Below are 19,371 nucleotides of genomic sequence, written 5' to 3'. Positions count from 1 at the left end.
CCACTCACTGCCTTTCTTCCTACTTACTTAGTTTGAATTTTAGCGCCGATACATCCCGGCTATTAGGACCGATATAAAGTTCAAATTCACCAGGGTCGCTGGCAAAGGTAAGATCAGCATGATAATAACGCAGCTGCTGCTCCTCAAGCGTGAAGGAGATTTCTTTACTCTCGCCCGGCTGCAGCATGACTTTCTTGAATGCTTTCAGCTCCTGCAATGGACGAACAACATCGCCCGCCATATCCCTTACATATAACTGCACGATATCCTCACCAGCGCGAGTTCCGGTGTTTGTTACCGTTATGTTGACCTGCAATGGTTCCGAAGCACTCATTGTATCTGAAGCCATCACCGCTTCGCTGTAATTAAAGGTCGTATAGCCTAGTCCGTAACCAAATGGCAAAAGCGGTTCATTCGGAATGTCCAAATATTGTGATACGTATCTTACCTGAGCGTCCGGTGCGCCTTGCGGGCGGCCGGTATTGAACCGGTTATAATAGACCGGAACTTGTCCTACAGAATAAGGGAACGACATCGTCAGTCTTCCCGTTGGTTCCGATTCACCAAACAGCAGCTCCGCAATAGCGGCTCCACCCTCTGTTCCAGGGAACCAAGCTTCCAGCACTGCATCCGCATAATCAATAACGCCGTGCAAATCAAGTGGGCGCCCGTTAAATAAGACAGCAACCATTGGCTTGCCGAGCTGCTTCAGCTTGGCAATCAGCTCCAGCTGCACCTGAGGCAATTGGATATTGGATCTGCTTCCCGCTTCTCCGCTCATATCCGAATGCTCACCTAGTGCGAGCACAAGAACATCTGCCTCACTTGCCGCTTCAATCGCCGCTTTTAATTGTTCCTCTGTTGCTGTTTCAATGCCGCAGCCCTCTGTTACAGATAAGAGCGATGCATCAATCTTGCCTCCAATGCCTGCTGCCAGCTGGACAGCCTCATCCTTGGAGCCAAGCCAAGACCAAGGGCCAAGAATATCGCCATTCGCCGCAAACGGGCCGATTACTGCGATTTTCTGTTCACGATTAAGCGGGAGAACAGAATCATTTTTCAAGAGGACACATGATTTAAGCGCCAGCTCCCGAGAAGCATTCCGGTGTGCTTCCGAGCTTACAAGCTCCTGCTCAAGCACCGCATTTGCGCCGCGGTATGGCTGTTCGAACAACCCAAGCTTTTGTTTGAGCTCCAAAATACGAAGTACAGCCTCATCGATCATCGCTTCGTCAATTTCCTTCGCTTCAACAAGCTTCTGCAGATGATCGGAATAGCAAGTCGTCATCATCTCGATATCTACACCAGCTCTGATCGCTTTCATCGCCGCTTCGGCCTCATTCGCTGCAACACCATGTGGGATCAATTCTTTTACCGCGCCCCAATCGGAGATCATTACGCCGTCAAAGGACCACTCGCCGCGAAGCAGATCACGCATAAGCCACTTGTTGCCTGTAGCCGGAATGCCATCTACTGTATTAAATGCCGTCATCACCATCTCGCAGCCTTCATCTAGAGCTGCTTTATAGGAAGGCAAATAAAATTCACGAAGCTGACGCTCAGATAGATCGACCGTATTATAATCACGTCCACCTTCCGCAGCCCCATAGGCTGCAAAGTGCTTCACGCAGGCAGCGACACGGCTGACATCATTCGCAAGATCCTTCCCTTGGAACCCTCTTACGAATGCTCTTGCAAACTCGCTGTTCAAATAAGGATCCTCGCCGGTCGATTCCATTACTCTGCCCCATCTTGGGTCGCGTACGAGGTCAACCATTGGAGCGAACGTGACATGTACACCAGCCGCAGCCGCTTCCTTAGCAGCAATCTCAGCACTCTGCTCAGCCAGCTCCAAATCCCACGAGCAGCCGATCGCAAGCGGAACTGGGAAGATTGTTTTGTAGCCATGAACGATATCCGCCATAACGAGCAGTGGTATTCCTAGACGATTAGTCGTCAAATGCTGCTTCTGGACGTTAATAACATCTTCAGCCCCAGTTAAGCCAAGCACCGAGCCGGTATTGCGAACCGTCTCTTCCGTTATGCCCATCTCAGCCATAGGCCCAGTAATTTGTCCATCCGCACCTTGGAAGAATGGCGCCGCCAGCTGAAGCAGCTGGCCAATCTTCTCTTCAAATGTCATAAGCTGCAAAAGTTCGGCAGATTGCTTCTTCATATCCGTATTCCTCCAGTTGTCTTTATTGTTTGCAGGTCAGTATCCCTTTACTTTATAGAAGTGTCTAACGCCTGTCGTTACACATATCGAAACGTTTCGATTGTTTTCTATTTTGGATTATAAACAATTCAAAAAGAGACGTCAATTGCTGTTATGATAAAAATTGAAACGTTTCTATTGCTATATAATCCCTATTCAAGCCTTATAAAAAAACGCTTGAATACGATTTCACTTTGAATTATAATAACTTCGAAACGTTTCGATTGAATTGTTCTTATCTGTTTGGAAGTTGTAAGCGGGGTTATTTCTGTATCATAGAAACGTTTCACCACATGTAATAGCGTGTAATATAGATGTGGCGAATGTTCTTGCTTCAGAAATGCAAGGTTCAGCACAATAGCTGAAAAATGCGGCTACTATGTTAAATATAAGCCGCCTGAGTGCATAACAAGCACTTAATCACTGCATAGTACTAAACATAATCATTAACTCGGGAGGAATTATTTATGTTTAAGAAAACGGTAACTGTCTTAGCCAGCTCCATGATGCTTATCGGAGCACTCTCTGCTTGTGGAGGAGGCAATAACGGTGAAGCCGCTAACGGCAAGGTAACGATCAACGTATGGGGCATGGGTGAAGAAGCTAAATCTTTGCCGAAGATTGTTGAGGATTTTGAAAAAGAAAATCCTAACATTAAAGTAAATGTACAAGCCCTTCCTTGGGATACAGCACATGACAAGCTGCTTACAGCTGTTGCTTCCAAAAAAGGTCCTGATGTTCTTCAAATGGGTACAACTTGGATTCCTGAATTCAGCTCTGCTGGTGCACTTATGGATCTTTCTCCTTATATCGATCAATATCCTGAGCTGGCTGAATCGAATTTCTTCCCAGGCTCCATTTCTACTACTAAATTCGAGGACAAAACGGTTGGTGTTCCTTGGTATATCGATACACGTGTCCTTTACTATCGCACAGACCTGCTTAAGGAAGTTGGCTACGATCAAGCGCCAAAAACTTGGGATGAACTGAAAGATGCAGCAACGAAGCTGAAAGCTCGCGGCGGTAATAAATACGGCATAAGCCTTGATGTAAATGAGCAGTCCCTTCTGTTCATGTTTGCTCGTCAAAACGGCTCTAAGCTGATCGACGAGAACAATAAACCGTTGTTCAATCAGCCTGAGTTTAAAGAAGCAGTCGACTACTTGAACAGCTTCTTCAAAGACGGCGAAGCACCAATTGATCTTGGCATGGACATCATCCCTGCATTCAAAGGCGATGGTATTCTTCCAATGTTCATCAGCGGACCTTGGATGATCAAACTGATTAACGATCAAGCGCCTGAGCTTGCAGGCAAATGGGCTACAGCTGTTCTTCCTGCTAAAGAGAACAATATCTCTGCTCTTGGCGGCTCCAACTTGTCCGTCTTCCAATATACAGATCACAAAGACGAAGCAATGAAATTCCTGGATTACATGAGCAAGCCTGAGACACAATTGAAATGGCTGGAACTGACGAACTCCCTTCCTTCCACTAAGAAAGCTTGGGAAGATCCTGCTCTGACATCTGATGCTAACCTCAAAGTAATCGGCGAGCAAATGAACGCTTCTGAGCCAATGCCGCTTATCAAGCCATGGGAAGAAATTGCTCAAAACGTTCTGACTACGTTCGAGAAAATTTACCGCAACAAAAATGCAGACGTACAAAAAGAACTGGACAGCTTCAACGCTAAATCCGAGGAAATCTTGAATAAATAATGATCGCTAATATCGACAGCGCTCCTGCAAAGGAGTCGCTGTCGGTTCCATTTTGGATTGGCGCTCATAGCAAAGGAAGGGTCGAATATGAAAGGGATGTCCCAGAGCAAGGCACCATATTTCTTTATCGCTCCAACGCTTATTTTACTTACCCTATTTTCGTTATTACCGATCGTCGTGGCTCTGGTCATAAGCTTCACGGATATGGACCTGGCTGGTCTTGCTGACTGGTCTAATATTTCATTCGTCGGATTCAAGAACTATATCGACGTACTGGCTGATCCGATTTTCACAAAATCCATTTTGAATACTTTGTTCTACGTAATTGTAGGTGTTCCCCTTGTCATTTTATGCTCTCTAGCTATTGCGATCATGATTAATTTCGGTGCAAACCGAGTATTTAAAGCATTCCGAATTGTTTATTACATGCCTTCGGTGACGAACGTTGTTGCCGTTGCGGTCGTATGGGGTTTCCTCTACAACCCTGCATTTGGTCTACTCAACTATGTACTCGATTCGGTCCATCTGCCTGCCGTCCCTTGGCTGCAAGATCCAATTATGGCCAAGATTTCACTTATTCTGATGGCGGTATGGAGAGGGGTCGGTCTAAATATGATCATCTTCATCGCTGCGCTCCAAGGTATTCCGAAATCTTACTATGAAGCCGCTCAACTCGATGGCGCAACAAATTGGCAGCAACTGAGACATATCACTGTTCCAATGCTTCGTTTCGCGATCTTCTTCGTTTCGATTACAACGATGATCGGTTGGCTGCAATTCTTCGAGGAACCATTCATCATGACAAACGGTGGTCCGCTCGACAGTACAACTTCCGTAGCTCTGTTCATTTATCGCAATGGCTTCCAGCTTAGTCACTTCGGTTATGCAGCAGCAGGATCATTTGTCCTGTTTATCGCCATCATTGTTATTACAATGGTACAGTTCAAATTTCAAAATAAAGAAACCGATCTATAGTCCACACGGAGGTGTAACGGATGAGTTCGCAAGTAAAAGCATCAAACGCCTCAAGCAGCGACAAAGTGCTCAAGTGGATACTGGGTATTTGCCTCACAGTTGGCGGTATATTGGTCATCCTTCCTTTCGTATGGATGATCCTGTCTGCCTTCAAGCCGGAGGGCGAGATTCAGAATATCCCGCCTACCCTGCTGCCTGAGAAATTCACAACAGAAAACTTTAAAAATTTGTTCCAAAATATGAACTTTGGCGTCTATTTGAAAAATACGCTTATGATCGTCTTCTTCTCGTTCATCGGCTTATTCATGAATGCAATGGCCGGCTTCGGTTTTGCGAAATATAAGTTCAAGGGTGACAATAAGCTGTTCTATATCGTGCTCGCTACGATGATGATCCCTGGTCAAGTGACGATGATTCCCGTTTACTTGATCTTGAATCAGATGCATCTGACGAATACGATGATGGGGATCGTGCTGCCCGGCCTTGTTGGAGCGTTCGGTATCTTCCTGTTCCGTCAATTCATGTCTACCATTCCAGATGAGCTTCTGGAAGCAACACGTCTAGACGGTGCGGGCGAGTTCCGTACTTTCCTGCAGATTGTGCTTCCGATCTCGAAACCAATCCTTGCAGTACAGGGCATTCTCGCCTTTATCGGTGGGTGGAACAGCTTCCTATGGCCGCTCATTATCGCCAATGATGAGAAGCTCTACACACTATCCGTTGGCCTGTCCTTGCTCAAAGGGCAATACGGCGGCAACTATGCGCTTCAAATGGCCGGCTCTACATTTATGGTCGTGCCAATCATCATTATATTCATCTTGTTCCAGAAGCATATTATCGAGAACTATGCCATTTCGGGCATTAAGTAAAACAACAAGGGGTGTCCCATAAGTCATTAAAATGACGATGGGACACCCCTGTTTTATTTAGGTTAAACAGCAGCCTGCGCATTTTAATGTTCTTCTGATCGCCATTGCTCAGGGATTCCTCGAATCAACGAGGTAAGGTTGGAATCCCCGAGCAAAAGCGACCGCTTACGCTTCTCCAGAATCATTTAAATGCTCCGTTTGCCATTACCTGTTCATGAATTTCTCAAACAACAAGAAGCCAATCCTTATTAAAATGGTGGTACCCTCAATCATTCTAGGCTTGTTTACTGCAATTGGGGAGGGGAGAAGCAAGTTAAACTTATCTTCGTGCATGCGGGTTTCTGCTTTAGTTTTTTGTTGAAAATCAACATAAAAAGGAGAAACAGTTTTACTGCTTCTCCTTGATAGTTGAGCTAATTCCAAGACCGATTAAGGAATAAGGTCGAATTAATGACCAGCTTTTCGTCAGGACAAGTCCGCCCTTGAATCCGCCACCCTTGCTTATTCAACTGCGACTCATCGATAGCTTCATACATGATTTGCCTCATCCCCTCAGCTGTACGAACAGCTACTAAAGGATCTTTAGAAGTACGGCTAATCTGCTCCAGGACTTCCTGTTTATTTCTTACCAGACTAGCAACGAAGATCCGATCATAAGCGCTATAATCAAAATCCGAACCATTTATATTTACGACCATCAATTTGTCCTCTAAGCCCATCCGCTTGAGCAGAGAGCATGATGCCTCATAGGCCACTGGATTCATCTCCAGACAGATGACCTTCGCATCACTTAATAGATGCAGAAGAATCGGGCTTAACGGCAGTGGCCCGCTGCCAACAAAAACATACGGCGAATAATTGGTAAGTCTAGTCTGCCCAGTAATCCGATGGAGAGTAGATAGTTCCTCACCAACCAGAGCTACATAAGTATTCCAATTAGGCAATTGTTCCACATTATCCAGAACGGAATCAGATAACTGGCAAACTTGACGAGAGTCGCTTAGCTCTACCAAAAACTCGGCCTCCGAAAGCTTATCCTGCAAGCTAAGTCTGTTCAATTGAATGTATTCATTGCTTAGAACAGCATGTATTTCTTCCGGTGAATAACGAGACCGCAGTTGAAGGAAAAGACGGCCGATCGTACTTGTAACTAATTGATTCACAGGAGACAAATCTATTTCCTTCTGAAGAAGCTCATTTGCTTCTTGGATAAAAGCGATGAAATCCTCCACCAATTGCATTCTTGACAAGCTGCCTTTATGTACAACAGAGCCCTTCGAATAAACGTCCATTTGCCCGTTTCCTCCTTCATACCACACCTACTCGAAATATATTCAAGTCGTCAAGGATGTAGAAGGTGTTTGGGATTGGCTCCTCTATATGGAGTAAGGGGCAAATTGTTAAAATCCACGCAGCTTAATTTGTGGAGGTGAATCCCCTTCTTGATCTACTAACGTTGTTTCATTCGGGATAGATTTGATAGTCCATGTATGCTTTTTTGTTTTATTCCATGTCTCATTTATGGTTACATCATAATCATTTGAGCCCACTTCTACAGCACTGATGTCAACATTCACTGTAATTTCCTTGTCATTGTAGGGAACAATTATGTTGTATTTACCGGGTTTATCGGGTAATTCGATTCCTTTGATCAAGCTGAATCCTACATTTTCATCAATTAATGCAAATTTGATCGCCTTGTTTTGATCGAATTGAACAGGTGCCTCGATTAAGTTTACCCCTTTATAAATAAAAAGTAGTTTATTCTTAGGATCAACTCCACTTATTTCGTAAACTTCACCATTTGAATCGTCTGTCTTTCCTAAGTACTTAGCCTTTTTAGGCTTTTCTATTTCATTGACATTTGTGTAAAGTTGTTGATTCCACTCTATATATAGCGGGATTGCAGGTGCACTACTTACTATTAAAGAAGAGGCTTTATGGACCGAACAACTAGTTAGTAGGAATAAACAAATAATAATGAACACCATATATTTTGACTTCATCATATTGCCTCCTTTGACTGACTAATTTTATGACGATAGATCTTTCGATGATGTTGCTTCTATGCATTAGAAAAAAAGAACGACCCGTTATAAACGGGCCGTTCTCGTAAACGATTACTTCGCTTTGCTTAACTTCTCTGCAAGTGCATTGCCTGATTTGGATATATCATTATAAGCATCTTCTATCGATTTCTGGCCGAACATAACGGCATCCATCGTTTTCTTGTAGTTGTCTACCCACTCTGTCCAGCCTGCCGCAGCTGGGGAGAATGGCATCGCTTTATCCTTCGCCGTATCGTACAATTTCTTGCCGAGTTTCTCTTTTGGCGCCAAGGTTGGTTCAAGTGCTGTATAGATATCATCGTAGATTGGAATGCCGAAGTTCGTGCCATACGTCTTGCCGGCTTCCTTCGACGTAACGAACCATTTGATGAAGGCCTTCGCCGCATCCTTATGCTTGGAATCTGTGCTGACGCTTAGGAAGATGGTCGGCTGTGCCCATCCGCCTCCATCAGGCCCAACCGGAAGGTTGACGACGTCTATTTTTCCTGGCATTAACTGCTCAAGCGCCCCTACCGAACCAACTGTTGCGCCTCGTGTCATAACTTTGCCGCTTGCCATAGGGTCAGCTTGCGGATCGTTTTCCTTAAAAGCGCTGACCATGTCCGCAGGAGGAACGATTTTCTTATCACGGAAATCCGCATGTATGCCATAGAACTTCATGAACAGCTCTTTGTCTAGATTAAACTTTTTGCCATCCTCTTGAATAATTGAGCCTTTTCCATATCCCATTTGATAGTACTCGTAAAAGTCCCATGTGTCCGTGTCGCTGATCGGATAGACGCCATCCGGCAGCTTGGCGCGGGCATTTCTAGCAAAGTCGAAATATTCGTCCCATGTCCAGTCCTTCTTCGGCAGCTCGATACCAGCAGCATCCAGCGCTTCCTTGTTGAACGCCATGCCTTGCGCGTTGCGGCTGATTGGAATACCGTAAAGCTTGCCGTCTATTTTCAAGTTTTCGAGCGTCTTATCGTCAATGACACCAGTGAGATCGATATCCGATAAATCCTCTAATGTACCTCTAGTCGCATATTCTTGAATGTATGCCCCGTCCATGTGAAGAACATCCGGCAGCGAATGGGAAGCGGCCAGCGTCGGCAGCTTCTTCCAATAATCATCCCATGCCATGTATTCAGGCGAAAAGGTTACCGATGGATTCTCACTTGTATATACCGCCTGTGTTTTCAGCATCGCCTGATGTCTGATATCCGCTCCTTGCCACATGATTTTGAGCTTCACCGGAGCATTAGGATCGCTATTGCCGCTATTGCTTGTTGCGTTCGACTCTCCGTTGTTCGAACCACCGTTCCCGCAAGCCGTTAATGTCAGCATCGCCGCAAGACTCAATAACGTCAACCCTTTAAATAATACGTTTTTTTGCTTCATCCTCTTTTCCCCTTTACCGTATAGTTTGAAGCTGGACCTGCTTTTTCGGCTATCCCTTTAAGCCTGTTGTTGCGATTCCTTCGACAAAATGCTTTTGTGCGAAGAAAAACAAAACGACAGACGGCAAAACCGATAGGAGTGACATCGCGAGCAGCCTGCCCCATTGGATCTCAAACTGATCCACATACATGCGCAGAGCTAGACCAACTGTAAACTTAGCAACCGAATTCAAATACAGCACTTGTGCGAAAAAATCATCCCAGCTCCATATGAATGTAAATATGGCGACTGTTACCAAAGCAGGCTTAATCAGTGGCAAAACAATCCGGTAGAAAATGCCGTATACGGACGCACCGTCAATCTTAGCTGCTTCATCCAGCTCTCGCGGGATGCCTCTTATGAATTGCACAAGCAAAAAGATAAAGAAGGCACCGCCGCCGAAGAAATGCGGAAGAATTAGAGGAATATAGCTGTCCATTAGCTGCAGCTTATTGTAGAGAATGTACTGCGGAACGATCGTTACTTGCCCCGGCAGCATCATTGTAAGCAGGAGTATAGAAAATAACGCACCACGAAACTTGAAGTTTAGACGGGCAAAGCCGTATGCAACAATCGCGCTTGTGATAACGCCGCCTAGTATGTTCCAAAGCTCCATTAGGAGTGTATTTCCGAAGAATCGTCCGAACGTGAATTCAGGGGAAAATTGCCAGCCCTTGGTGTAATTCTCCCAAATCGGCGTAGAGGGCCAGATGGAAGGCGAGCTCATCTCTGCCGTCGTTTTTAGTGAAGCGCCTACCCACCAAATGACCGGATATAGCATAAGGAGGGAGAAGACTATGAGCAGCAAATGGCTGGTAAAGGAATTCTTTCTAAGCAATGTGTTCACTTTTGCTTCCCTCCATCCGTCTCGTAAAATACCCAGTATCGCGATACCAGGAAGTTAATAGCGGTCATTAGCGCTACGATAACAAGGAGAATCCAAGCGAGCGCGGAGGCGTACCCCATTTGATAATGCTTAAACGCCTTATCGTAGAGGAACAACGCGTACATATACGTCGAGTTGATCGGCCCACCATTCGTAATAATGAATGCGGAGGTGAACATTTGGAACGAACCAATAATGCCAAGCACGAGGTTGAAAAACATAACCGGCGAGATCATCGGAATTGTAATGTGGAAAAACTTCCGCAGCTTCGAAGCGCCGTCAACCGACGCTGACTCATAAAGCTCGCTAGGAATCTGCTTCAGACCGGCTAGGAAAATGACCATTGTAGAGCCAAATTGCCATGTATTAAGCAAAATCAGTGTTGCGAGCGAGGTATGCGGATTTGTAATCCATCCGATGCCTTCAATGCCGAACCAGGCAAGCACATGATTGAAATAACCGTTCAGATTGAACATATTTCTCCACAAGGCCGATACAGCAATGCTTCCACCAATAAGAGAAGGAAAATAGATCGCTGTCCGATAAAGATTCATGCCCTTCAAATTTTTGTTCAGCATCATTGCGACCATCAATGAGAAGAAAAGCTTAAGCGGGACAGAAAACAACACGAAAATAAAGGTTACCTTGAGTGAAGTCGTGAAATCGGTATCGTTCTTGAAAATGTTGGCGTAGTTATCCGTTCCGGTCCAAGTCGGAGATTCAAGCAGCGAATACTCCGTAAAGGACAAATAAAAAGACTGGATGATCGGCCATACCGTAAGCAGCAAGAAACCGATCAGCCAGGGTGAAATGAAAATGTAGCCTGCCAAATTATTATGGTTCGAGCCTTTGAGTTTCTTCGTCATGCGCAGCTTTGCAGCCGCCGGCTTATACATAGCTTCCGCCTTCATCTCACGTTCATCTCCCCTCACAGCATCTATAAGGCTCATTTTATTGAAATCGCTTACAAGTGTACATGCGATAGAATTATGAATTTGTTTGTTTTTTTACACTCTTGTTTGCCTAAAAAAAGGACCTATCTAACAGAAAAAAGCTATGCAGCCGCAGCATGCATAGCTTCCTTCCTCTATTGAACCGCTATCCCGTCTTGACCCCGGCAGACGACTTTGATTCTGCCATCGCTGCCTCCATCAAGCCTTTAATATAACCTACGCCATATAGACGTCCAAGCGTTTCGTATCCGGGATTCGTATTAGCTTCCCCTTCCATTGTCGGAACATGGTCCGGTCTGGATGGACCATCGAATCCAACTTCATAATACACTTTCATGGCTTCGTACATATCGGTTTTGCCGTCATCATGGAACGTCTCATGGAACTTGTCCGGCGTTCCGACAACGTCGCGGAAATGCACAAAGAACAACTTATTTTGTCTTGCAAAATGGCGGATGACATCCGGGATATGCTCGCCTGCAGTCGCAAGCGTGCCTTGGCATAGTGTAATTCCGCTATATTCGCTTGGCACAAGATCAATCGCACGCTGTAATGCCTCTGCATTTCGGAGAATACGTGATACGCCGCGAATCGGGCTTATAGGCGGATCATCAGGATGTAATGCCAGCTTAACCTTGGCTTTCTCTGCAATTGGCACAATTCTTTCCAAGTAATAACGCAGATTGTCCCACAATTGATCCTCCGTCACGATGCCAGCTTCCGTGAGTGGCGCATTTTGCATCAAGGAATGATCATAGCTGGATACAAGCGCTCCACCGCGGGTACGCGTCGTCGTCGATGTGCGGAACCAATTAAATTGCGCCATGAAATTGTAGCATAAGACGGGAATGCCAAGAGCACCCATATTCGAAATAAGCTGCCCCATCCATTCAATCTCTTCATCGCGGCCTGGCAGACCAAGCTTGATCTTATTCGTCGGCGGCGCTGATTCGATGACAAGCAGCTGGATACCATGATTCTCATAGCGCTGCTTCATGTGAAGCAGATTCATATAATCCCAGGGCTTCATACCATTATCTTCCTTCGGCAGCGGGCCAACAGCATAATCAACGCCCATCTGCTTCGCCAAATGCCATAACTGGTCCGGAGAGGAAGTGAAAAACTCAGCTAATTTCATATTCAAACACACTCCTTCATTCTCGTTAATAACCTCCATTACGGTTGTTTATTTCGTTTAATTCGCGTCCCGGAATTCGCTTGGCGACAAACCTACCTTCTTTTTAAAAATTTGGCTAAAGTAACGAGAATCTTGATAGCCGACTCGTTCGGCGACCTCATAGTTTTTCAGATGCGTTTGCTTAAGCAGCTTTTTAGCGTTGGATATTCGTATACGAGTCAGATGCTCGATAAACGTGACGCCCATTTTCGATTTAAATAAGGAGCTTAAGTAAGCAGGAGTAATAAACACTTTATCAGCGACGTAATGCAGGGATACCTTATCGTACTCTTCCTCCATCAATGTAACCGCTTTCTTAATTAAGTTGCGATTGAGGCAGTCGGAGGTATAAGACGCTCCCCCCATCCCTTTTAACGCCTCGCAAACCGCGTCTTTCATTTCTTCCAGCGTGTGCAGCTGCATGAGTGCCGTAATATCTGGCGTACTGCATAGATGTGGTTGACCAAGTGCGGATTTGACCCGAAGCTGCAGGCTGACCAGAAGCTGAAGTGTAGCATCAACGACTTTATTGACTGGCAGCGGACCATTCCGAGTTAACGTTTCGTAGAAGCCATCCACCGCTTGACGAATTGTACTAGATTCAGTGATCGAGTCGCTAGTCAGAAGATGCAGGAGCTCATCCTCCATATGTTCAGGATATTCGGCGTCGCTTGCATACTCAGTAATGCTGCTGAAGTAAATCGGCTGTGATTGGTCTTGGTAGAATTGGTATTTCATTGCGAGGAGGGCTTGTTCGTAACCGTGATGCAGATCAGATAGCTGCGGATAAGGATTGCTAATGCCAAGTGAGATCAATTGAGGGGAGAAGCTATGCTCTTGGTTGCAAATGCTGCTGTACAACTCTGATAGGGATTCACGATCGTCCCACGAGAAAATGATTCCGATATGTCCCTTGTCATCAGGAAGAATAGCCGTGTTGCCAGGCGCATAACGCTTGATGACAGTATACAGTTCATCGACAACGTATCTTCGGGACCATAAATCCACCTTTGGGGTACTAATGCTAAACAAAGCTATAGCCGGGTAAGCGTAAAAAGCATGAAGACCGTTCTCTTCCAGGCTCCTCTTCATATCTCCGGCGATGCCGGGAAACAGATCGTTCAGCGTTCGAGCACGAACCAATTCCACTTGCTTCATAATCGGCACTCCTCTCTTGAGAAAGGATGGATAAGTCAATATGGCTCCCGTGCTATTCTCCGGTGTAATTTTTATAGAAATCCAATCCCTGTAGCAGCAGCGTTTCCGTAAGATCGACGTCACCCGATTTGATAAGATCCAAAATTGCGGTGTGTGAATCAGAAAGAGAATAGCCTGGGTGATCTTGATTCGTTACGGTGATAAAGCGCATAATCTTTGTTTTAATGCTGTTCCATATGTTGTACAGCAGTTCATTCCCGCTCCGCAAGTAAAAGTAACCGTGGAAGAGCATATCCAGCTCAACCAGACGGTACGGATCCTCTTGATCGATTGCTTCCCGCATACCGGCAATGACGCCTTCAAGGTAAGTAATATCCTTCTCATCCAGCACCTTCATCGTTGCACGAAGCGCGTGGCCTTCGACCATTTGGCGCAGCGAGTATATGTCTCGTATTTCCTGGGCCGTTATCTCAGAAACGGCTGAGCCTTTATTCATTTTGCCGACAATAAGACCTTCCTGCTTCAGCCTCTCCAATGCTTCTCTGACGGGCGCTTGGCTGACGCTGAATTTTTTGGCTATATCAAGAACGATCATACGGTGTCCGGGCAGCAGTTCACCCTTCATAATCTGCCTCTTTAAGGTGATATAGACATGCTCACTAAGAGAGATTGGATTTTGCTCTGAACTGGCTGTTTCAATGGACACTTGTTATCACCACCCTTGGATTTGGGATTTTTTAGGATTATCGATAATCGATAACCTGATGCTAGTCGCTTCAAGCGGGAATGTCAAGATGAAAATGATCAGCTTTTTTTCAGTCGCATCAACCGTAAAAAAACAAACAAAATCATAATTTTACGGCATCGCTTTTCGCTTCAATCGCTCGGTAAGATGATCATGTAACGAGAAACGGGAACCGAAGGGAATCCAGATTTATGAGGAGGTGTACACGGTTTGCCCAGGAACGTGGTCTTCATCGCGGATGCCGACAGCTGGTCTGGCAAGGGCCTTATCGCACGATTTATCCAGGGTGGTACGGATCTGATTCTGAACAGTCTTCAAGACGACAAGGAATGGGAAGACGTGCTCGTTTCCTGCACAGCTGCAGGCTCTAAGGTACTCGTTACCCATGCAGATCTATGCAGCAGCCGTGACTTATCGACTATGCTCGATCAGGCTGAGAAGCTGCTTGGCCCTGTTGATGTTATGATTCACAATTGCTGTGCCATAAGACCTGCCCATGTCGAAAGCTGTGAGGAGTCAGAATTTGTCGAGATCATGCAAAGAAATGCCAAATCCGCCTTCTTCTGTACCCAAGCGTTAGGCAGACGGATGGCAGCTAGAGGCGGTGGCAGCATCATCTTCGTCAGCTCCATTCACAACGAGAAGCCAACCGGAGCGTCCTTCACTTACAGCACCTCACAAGGCGCGGTGAAGATGCTTGCCCATGAAGCGGCATTGTTTCTCGGTCGATTCGGCATCCGTGTCAATGTTATTGAGATGGGCCCTATCGAAGGTTCGGACGTTACTTTTCAAAGTGAACTTTCGGGACTTTACGACGATTACCGTTACAAGGTGCCAGGTGCGTTGCTTGGAACGGCCACCGATTTGGCCGAGCTTGCCTTCTTCCTTACCGGAGAGGAAGCTGGCTATTTGAACGGTGCAGATATTCGACTGGACGGCGGCTTCCTCCTGCATTATATGGATTACCGTATGAACAAGCCCGCCGAGGGGGAGACGCGATCGCAATGAACCAAAGCTTATTAGGAAAATCGGCACTCGTCACCGGTGCGGGAACGGGCATCGGTAAAGGTATTGCGATAGAGCTTGCAAAGCGAGGCGCGAAGGTTGCCATTCACTACAATGCTAGCGAGGCAGGAGCCAAAGATACGCAGCATCAAATCGAGGAGTTCGGCGGCTTGTGTATGACCGTGCAAGCAGATGTCGCTGATCGGGAACATATCTTCCGTATGGTCGATACTAGTGCGGCTGAGCTTGGCGGTATCGATATTCTAATCAACAATGCTGCACTGCAGCTTAACATCCATTGGTTCGAATATACAGAAGAACAATATGACCGCGTCATGAACATCAATCTTAAAGGGTACTGGCAATGCATGCAGGCGGTTATCCCTTATATGAAGAAACAGAATTTCGGACGCATCATTAATATCTCCTCCGTCCATGGCAAAAGACCTACCGATTTCGATGCAGTCTACTGCATGTCGAAAGGCGGCATCAAAATGCTAGGCAGGGAAAGCGCTATCGAGCTTGCGCGTTATGGCATTACGGTCAATACGATTGCGCCCGGCGCGATTGACGTCGGCAAGTCCAGGCAATCACATCGTAATCCCAATCCTAAAAAATTCCCTATTGGCCGTGTCGGACTGCCTGCGGATGTCGCATCACTAGCCTGCTACATTGCCTCAGATGAAACTTCGTTTATGACAGGCTCGACCATCCGTGTGGATGGTGCAGGCATGTTAATGTAACTGATTAATAATGTCCAATACCTATATCTCTTAAAGGAGCCATGCCCGTGACTCAACAGGAAAGCTATGAAAGCACGTTAGCTTACGTCAACACCTACTCCAAACCTTCGGAGCTTCGTATCACCGATATTCGTTTTGCCGATATTGCAGGTGCTCCCATGCACTGCAGCTTGATCAAGGTGTTCACGAACCAAGGCATCGTTGGTTTCGGTGAAGTACGAGACGGTGCCGACAGAATGTTTGCCCTTCAGCTCAAAAGCAGACTTCTAGGCGAAAATCCGTGCAATATCGACAAGCTGTTCCGCAGAATTAAGCAATTCGGCGGACATTCCCGGCAAGGCGGCGGCGTGAGCGGCATTGAGATCGCCTTATGGGATATTGCCGGCAAAGCCTACGGCATGCCAATCTATCAAATGCTTGGCGGCAAATTCCGCGACCGAATCCGCATGTACTGTGACACCGACGTCGACGGCAAGGATACGGGGAAAGCAATGGGCTTAGCGCTGCAAAAAAGGATGGAACAAGGGTACACCTTCTTGAAGATGGATCTTGGCATCAATCAGATTATTAATGAGCCCGGAACATTAAACGCCCCGCTTGGCTTTCTCGAGGAAAAGAAAGCACTGTCCAAATCTTGGTATTCCCGCAAGCATTCGAATTTCACGGAGCATGAACTGCGGGAAATACGTAATCGTCACTACGATATTTATAACATCGCGCATCCATTTACCGGCATTCATGTTACCGAGAAAGGTCTCGACATGTTGGAGCAATACGTAGCCGACGTTCGCATGGTCATTGGCTACGAGGTACCTCTCGCAGTAGACCATTTCGGACACATCGGCTTGCAGGACTGCATTAAGCTAGGCCGCAGAATTGAAAAATACAATCTGGCTTGGATGGAAGATATGATTCCGTGGCAATACACGAATCAATATGCCCAGCTCGCTAGCATGGTGACAACTCCAATCTGCACCGGAGAGGACATCTATCTCAAGGAGAACTTTAGGCCCCTCTTAGAATCCGGAGGCGTATCCGTCATCCATCCTGACGTGCTGACGACCGGCGGTATACTAGAAACGAAAAAAATCGGTGACATGGCCCAGGAATACGGCGTTGCGATGGCCATCCATATGGCGGAGAGCCCTATCGCCTGCCTCGCAGCCGTACATGCCGCAGCCGCCACGGAAAACTTCCTGGCGCTTGAATACCATTCTGTCGATGTTGAATGGTGGGACGATCTGATTGTCAGCAAGCTGCCAAAGCCGCTGGTCCAAAGCGGATTCATCCATGTGCCTGATGCGCCTGGCCTTGGCATCGAGGAGCTTAACGACGAGGTTATCGCACAGCATCTGCACCCGGAAATTCCCGGACTATGGCTTCCTACCGACGAATGGAACGGCTTTTGGTCTAACGACCGGCTTTGGAGCTAAAGCAATACAAAAGATAAAAGCGAGGTGTTCGATATGAAATTTAATAATGCCGAGGATACAATCCAGCTATCGCCGCTGTGGCAAGGAGAGCGCTTCCCGGATGGCCGCCCCAAAGTGCCGTCCAGCGTGCTCGGTCGATTAAGCAGAATTACGCTTGAGGAAGCATGGGGACCACTCTGGTCGAGAGGGTATCATTATCAGTTCGAGGGTGATTTCAAGATCATTCATCCGAACAAAATCATGGTCGGCCGCGCGGTTACAGCCGTTATGGTGCCTAAGCGCCCGGATTTGCATGACACACTGCTGAATTACGGTCATGAGCAAGAGGATCGCAGAGGCTTTTTCAACCAATGGGTTATTGATTCGTTGGATGAAGAGGATGTTGTCGTCATCGATATGTTTGATAAAATCTATCAAGGCACCTACGTTGGAGGCAACCTCTCCACTGCTATATCTACTCGCACGAAGACCGGAGGCGCCGTCATTTGGGGCGGCATACGAGATAATCAGCAAATTGAGCAAATCGAAAATATTAATGTTTACTATAGAGGCAGCGATCCAACTGCGATCGCCGACGTCACGATGGTTGGCATGAACGTTCCCGCCCGTATTGGTCGAGCCGTCTGCCTCCCGGGCGACATCGTTCTTGGCACGCCGGCAGGAGTCATCTTTATCCCGGCCCATTTGGCAGAATTAACGGCAACCCATGCGGAGAAGTCGCAGGTCCGCGACGTGTTTGGCTTTGCCCGCTTGAACAGCAGAACTTATACAACGGCGCAAATCGATGCTGCCTGGACGACGGCTATGTGGCAAGACTTCATGCAATGGTTCGAATCCGACAAAGCCGCCGCAGCTTATCAGCATTTGACATGGGAGAAAGAACTGGAAGAAGCGCGCCGCAACGAGAACAACGGTCCCTCAAGCGATGTCCGATTGTGAGAAAACCTTGATCGAGGCCTTTCGAAGAAGAGCGACCGCGTTTAAAGGTTGGTTTTATCGCCATAAAGAATTTTAAGATTTCCGCAACCTTCGGATTAGAAACTTACAAATTCTTTAGTGGTAAGATAGAATAGAGGTAAAAAGGAGCATCAACGATGGACAAAGCGATATTAGGCCGCACCGGATTACAAGTGACGAAGCTGAGCTACGGCGCCATGGAAATTCGCGGCCCGCGTGTATGGAGCGGAAGACCAGTTGAGGATGCTGATGCGGGACGTATCCTGCATGCCGTACTCGACGCAGGCATCAATCTGATCGATACCTCTTACGATTACGGCCGCAGCGAGGAATTGATTGGCCGTTTCATCAGCCACCGTCGGGACGAGTTCATTCTGGCAACAAAATGCGGTTGCTGCGTCACCGATCGCGGTAATCACGACGAGACGTCTCATATTTGGACACGCGATAATTTACTTCATAATATCGAAACGAGCTTAAAACGTATGAAAACCGACTATGTCGATATCCTGCAGCTGCATGGACCAACGGTGCAGCAAGCCGAGGAAGGCTCGCTGGTTGACGTGCTGAAAGAAATTCAAGCTAGCGGCAAAGCCCGTTACATCGGCGTCTCCTCTTACCTTCCGAACCTTCCTCCTTTCGTGGACTGGGGAACGTTTGATACGTTCCAGCTGCCCTACTCCGCTCTAGAACGCGAACACGAGGAATGGATTTCGAAAGCCGCGGATACCGGGGCCGGCATTATCGTTCGCGGAGGCGTTGGCCAAGGTGAGCCGGGCATCGGGCGCGGCTCGGAGGATCGCTGGAGCGCATGGGAGCAAGCAAAGCTGGACGATTTACTTATGCATGGCGAGCAGCGTACCGGGTTTCTGCTGCGCTTCACCTTGTCACACCCTTCCATGACAACAACAATTGTCGGCACCAAGAATCCCGCCCACTTGGCGGAAAATCTCCGTTTCGCCGAGCTAGGCCCACTTCCAAGCGACGTCTACGAGGAAGCGAAGAAGCGCCTCGATGCCATCGGGCGGACAGCAATCGCAAATTAAATC

General features: G+C 47.0%; 17 protein-coding genes. 8 read left to right on the top strand and 9 right to left on the bottom strand.

All coding sequences use genetic code 11. The features are described 5' to 3' along the window. Nucleotides 1-19: 19 nt before the first annotated feature. Nucleotides 20-2,176 (bottom strand): glycoside hydrolase family 3 N-terminal domain-containing protein, encoded by a 2,157-nt coding sequence (locus tag AC0YNT_RS27660; RefSeq protein ID WP_475807514.1) that lies wholly within the window; start codon nucleotides 2,174-2,176, stop codon nucleotides 20-22. Between the two features lie 506 nt (nucleotides 2,177-2,682). Here AC0YNT_RS27660 and AC0YNT_RS27655 point away from each other — a divergent pair. From AC0YNT_RS27655 to AC0YNT_RS27645, 3 genes are all read left to right on the top strand, one after another. Next, nucleotides 2,683-3,930 carry a sugar ABC transporter substrate-binding protein gene (locus tag AC0YNT_RS27655; RefSeq protein WP_475807513.1) on the top strand — a complete coding sequence of 416 codons (1,248 nt, stop codon included), beginning with the start codon at nucleotides 2,683-2,685 and terminating at the stop codon, nucleotides 3,928-3,930. Between the two features lie 87 nt (nucleotides 3,931-4,017). Beyond that, a complete protein-coding gene (locus tag AC0YNT_RS27650; RefSeq protein ID WP_475807512.1) occupies nucleotides 4,018-4,905 on the top strand; it encodes a carbohydrate ABC transporter permease in 888 nt (295 codons plus the stop codon). A 20-nt stretch (nucleotides 4,906-4,925) separates the two neighbouring features. Next, the gene (locus AC0YNT_RS27645) at nucleotides 4,926-5,774 is read left to right on the top strand and encodes a carbohydrate ABC transporter permease (protein ID WP_475807511.1); all 849 of its coding nucleotides are present in this window, start codon (nucleotides 4,926-4,928) and stop codon (nucleotides 5,772-5,774) included. Nucleotides 5,775-6,187: 413 nt separating this feature from the next. On the opposite strand, the gene AC0YNT_RS27640 is transcribed toward AC0YNT_RS27645, so the two are convergent. The 8 genes from AC0YNT_RS27640 to AC0YNT_RS27605 all read right to left on the bottom strand — a co-directional run bounded on the left by AC0YNT_RS27640 (nucleotide 6,188) and on the right by AC0YNT_RS27605 (nucleotide 14,145). Continuing rightward, complete coding sequence (locus AC0YNT_RS27640) at nucleotides 6,188-7,066, bottom strand: nicotianamine synthase family protein (RefSeq protein ID WP_475807510.1); 879 nt, start codon at nucleotides 7,064-7,066, stop codon at nucleotides 6,188-6,190. 108 nt (nucleotides 7,067-7,174) lie between these two features. Further along, nucleotides 7,175-7,783 carry a hypothetical protein gene (locus AC0YNT_RS27635; protein ID WP_475807509.1) on the bottom strand — a complete coding sequence of 203 codons (609 nt, stop codon included), beginning with the start codon at nucleotides 7,781-7,783 and terminating at the stop codon, nucleotides 7,175-7,177. A gap of 111 nt (nucleotides 7,784-7,894) precedes the next feature. After that, complete coding sequence (locus tag AC0YNT_RS27630) at nucleotides 7,895-9,226, bottom strand: ABC transporter substrate-binding protein (protein WP_475807508.1); 1,332 nt, start codon at nucleotides 9,224-9,226, stop codon at nucleotides 7,895-7,897. Between the two features lie 49 nt (nucleotides 9,227-9,275). Continuing rightward, nucleotides 9,276-10,046 (bottom strand): carbohydrate ABC transporter permease, encoded by a 771-nt coding sequence (locus tag AC0YNT_RS27625; protein ID WP_475807554.1) that lies wholly within the window; start codon nucleotides 10,044-10,046, stop codon nucleotides 9,276-9,278. A 62-nt stretch (nucleotides 10,047-10,108) separates the two neighbouring features. Further along, on the bottom strand, nucleotides 10,109-11,062 hold the full coding sequence (locus AC0YNT_RS27620; protein WP_475807507.1) for a carbohydrate ABC transporter permease: 954 nt from the start codon (nucleotides 11,060-11,062) through the stop codon (nucleotides 10,109-10,111). A gap of 187 nt (nucleotides 11,063-11,249) precedes the next feature. Continuing rightward, nucleotides 11,250-12,242 carry a mannonate dehydratase gene (locus tag AC0YNT_RS27615; protein ID WP_475807506.1) on the bottom strand — a complete coding sequence of 331 codons (993 nt, stop codon included), beginning with the start codon at nucleotides 12,240-12,242 and terminating at the stop codon, nucleotides 11,250-11,252. A gap of 57 nt (nucleotides 12,243-12,299) precedes the next feature. Further along, a complete protein-coding gene (locus AC0YNT_RS27610) occupies nucleotides 12,300-13,439 on the bottom strand; it encodes a helix-turn-helix domain-containing protein (RefSeq protein ID WP_475807505.1) in 1,140 nt (379 codons plus the stop codon). Nucleotides 13,440-13,491: 52 nt separating this feature from the next. Next, nucleotides 13,492-14,145 (bottom strand): GntR family transcriptional regulator, encoded by a 654-nt coding sequence (locus AC0YNT_RS27605; protein ID WP_475807504.1) that lies wholly within the window; start codon nucleotides 14,143-14,145, stop codon nucleotides 13,492-13,494. Nucleotides 14,146-14,394: 249 nt separating this feature from the next. Here AC0YNT_RS27605 and AC0YNT_RS27600 point away from each other — a divergent pair, with 249 nt between their 5' ends. From AC0YNT_RS27600 to AC0YNT_RS27580, 5 genes are all read left to right on the top strand, one after another. Beyond that, on the top strand, nucleotides 14,395-15,192 hold the full coding sequence (locus AC0YNT_RS27600) for an SDR family NAD(P)-dependent oxidoreductase (RefSeq protein WP_475807503.1): 798 nt from the start codon (nucleotides 14,395-14,397) through the stop codon (nucleotides 15,190-15,192). Then, nucleotides 15,189-15,932, top strand: coding sequence for an SDR family NAD(P)-dependent oxidoreductase (locus AC0YNT_RS27595; protein WP_475807502.1), 744 nt, complete (start codon nucleotides 15,189-15,191; stop codon nucleotides 15,930-15,932). The genes AC0YNT_RS27600 and AC0YNT_RS27595 overlap by 4 nt, the downstream gene beginning before the upstream one ends. A gap of 47 nt (nucleotides 15,933-15,979) precedes the next feature. Continuing rightward, nucleotides 15,980-17,365 (top strand): mandelate racemase/muconate lactonizing enzyme family protein, encoded by a 1,386-nt coding sequence (locus AC0YNT_RS27590; RefSeq protein ID WP_475807501.1) that lies wholly within the window; start codon nucleotides 15,980-15,982, stop codon nucleotides 17,363-17,365. 33 nt (nucleotides 17,366-17,398) lie between these two features. After that, nucleotides 17,399-18,304, top strand: coding sequence for an RraA family protein (locus AC0YNT_RS27585; RefSeq protein WP_475807500.1), 906 nt, complete (start codon nucleotides 17,399-17,401; stop codon nucleotides 18,302-18,304). A gap of 155 nt (nucleotides 18,305-18,459) precedes the next feature. Then, entirely contained in the window at nucleotides 18,460-19,368 is a 909-nt protein-coding gene (locus AC0YNT_RS27580) for an aldo/keto reductase (RefSeq protein ID WP_475807499.1), read from the top strand. Nucleotides 19,369-19,371 lie beyond the last annotated feature (3 nt).

The sequence above is a fragment of the Paenibacillus sp. J22R56 genome, from assembly GCF_056269375.1.
Note: the sequence above shows the minus strand (reverse complement) of the source record. Positions and strands in the feature narration are given on the sequence as shown.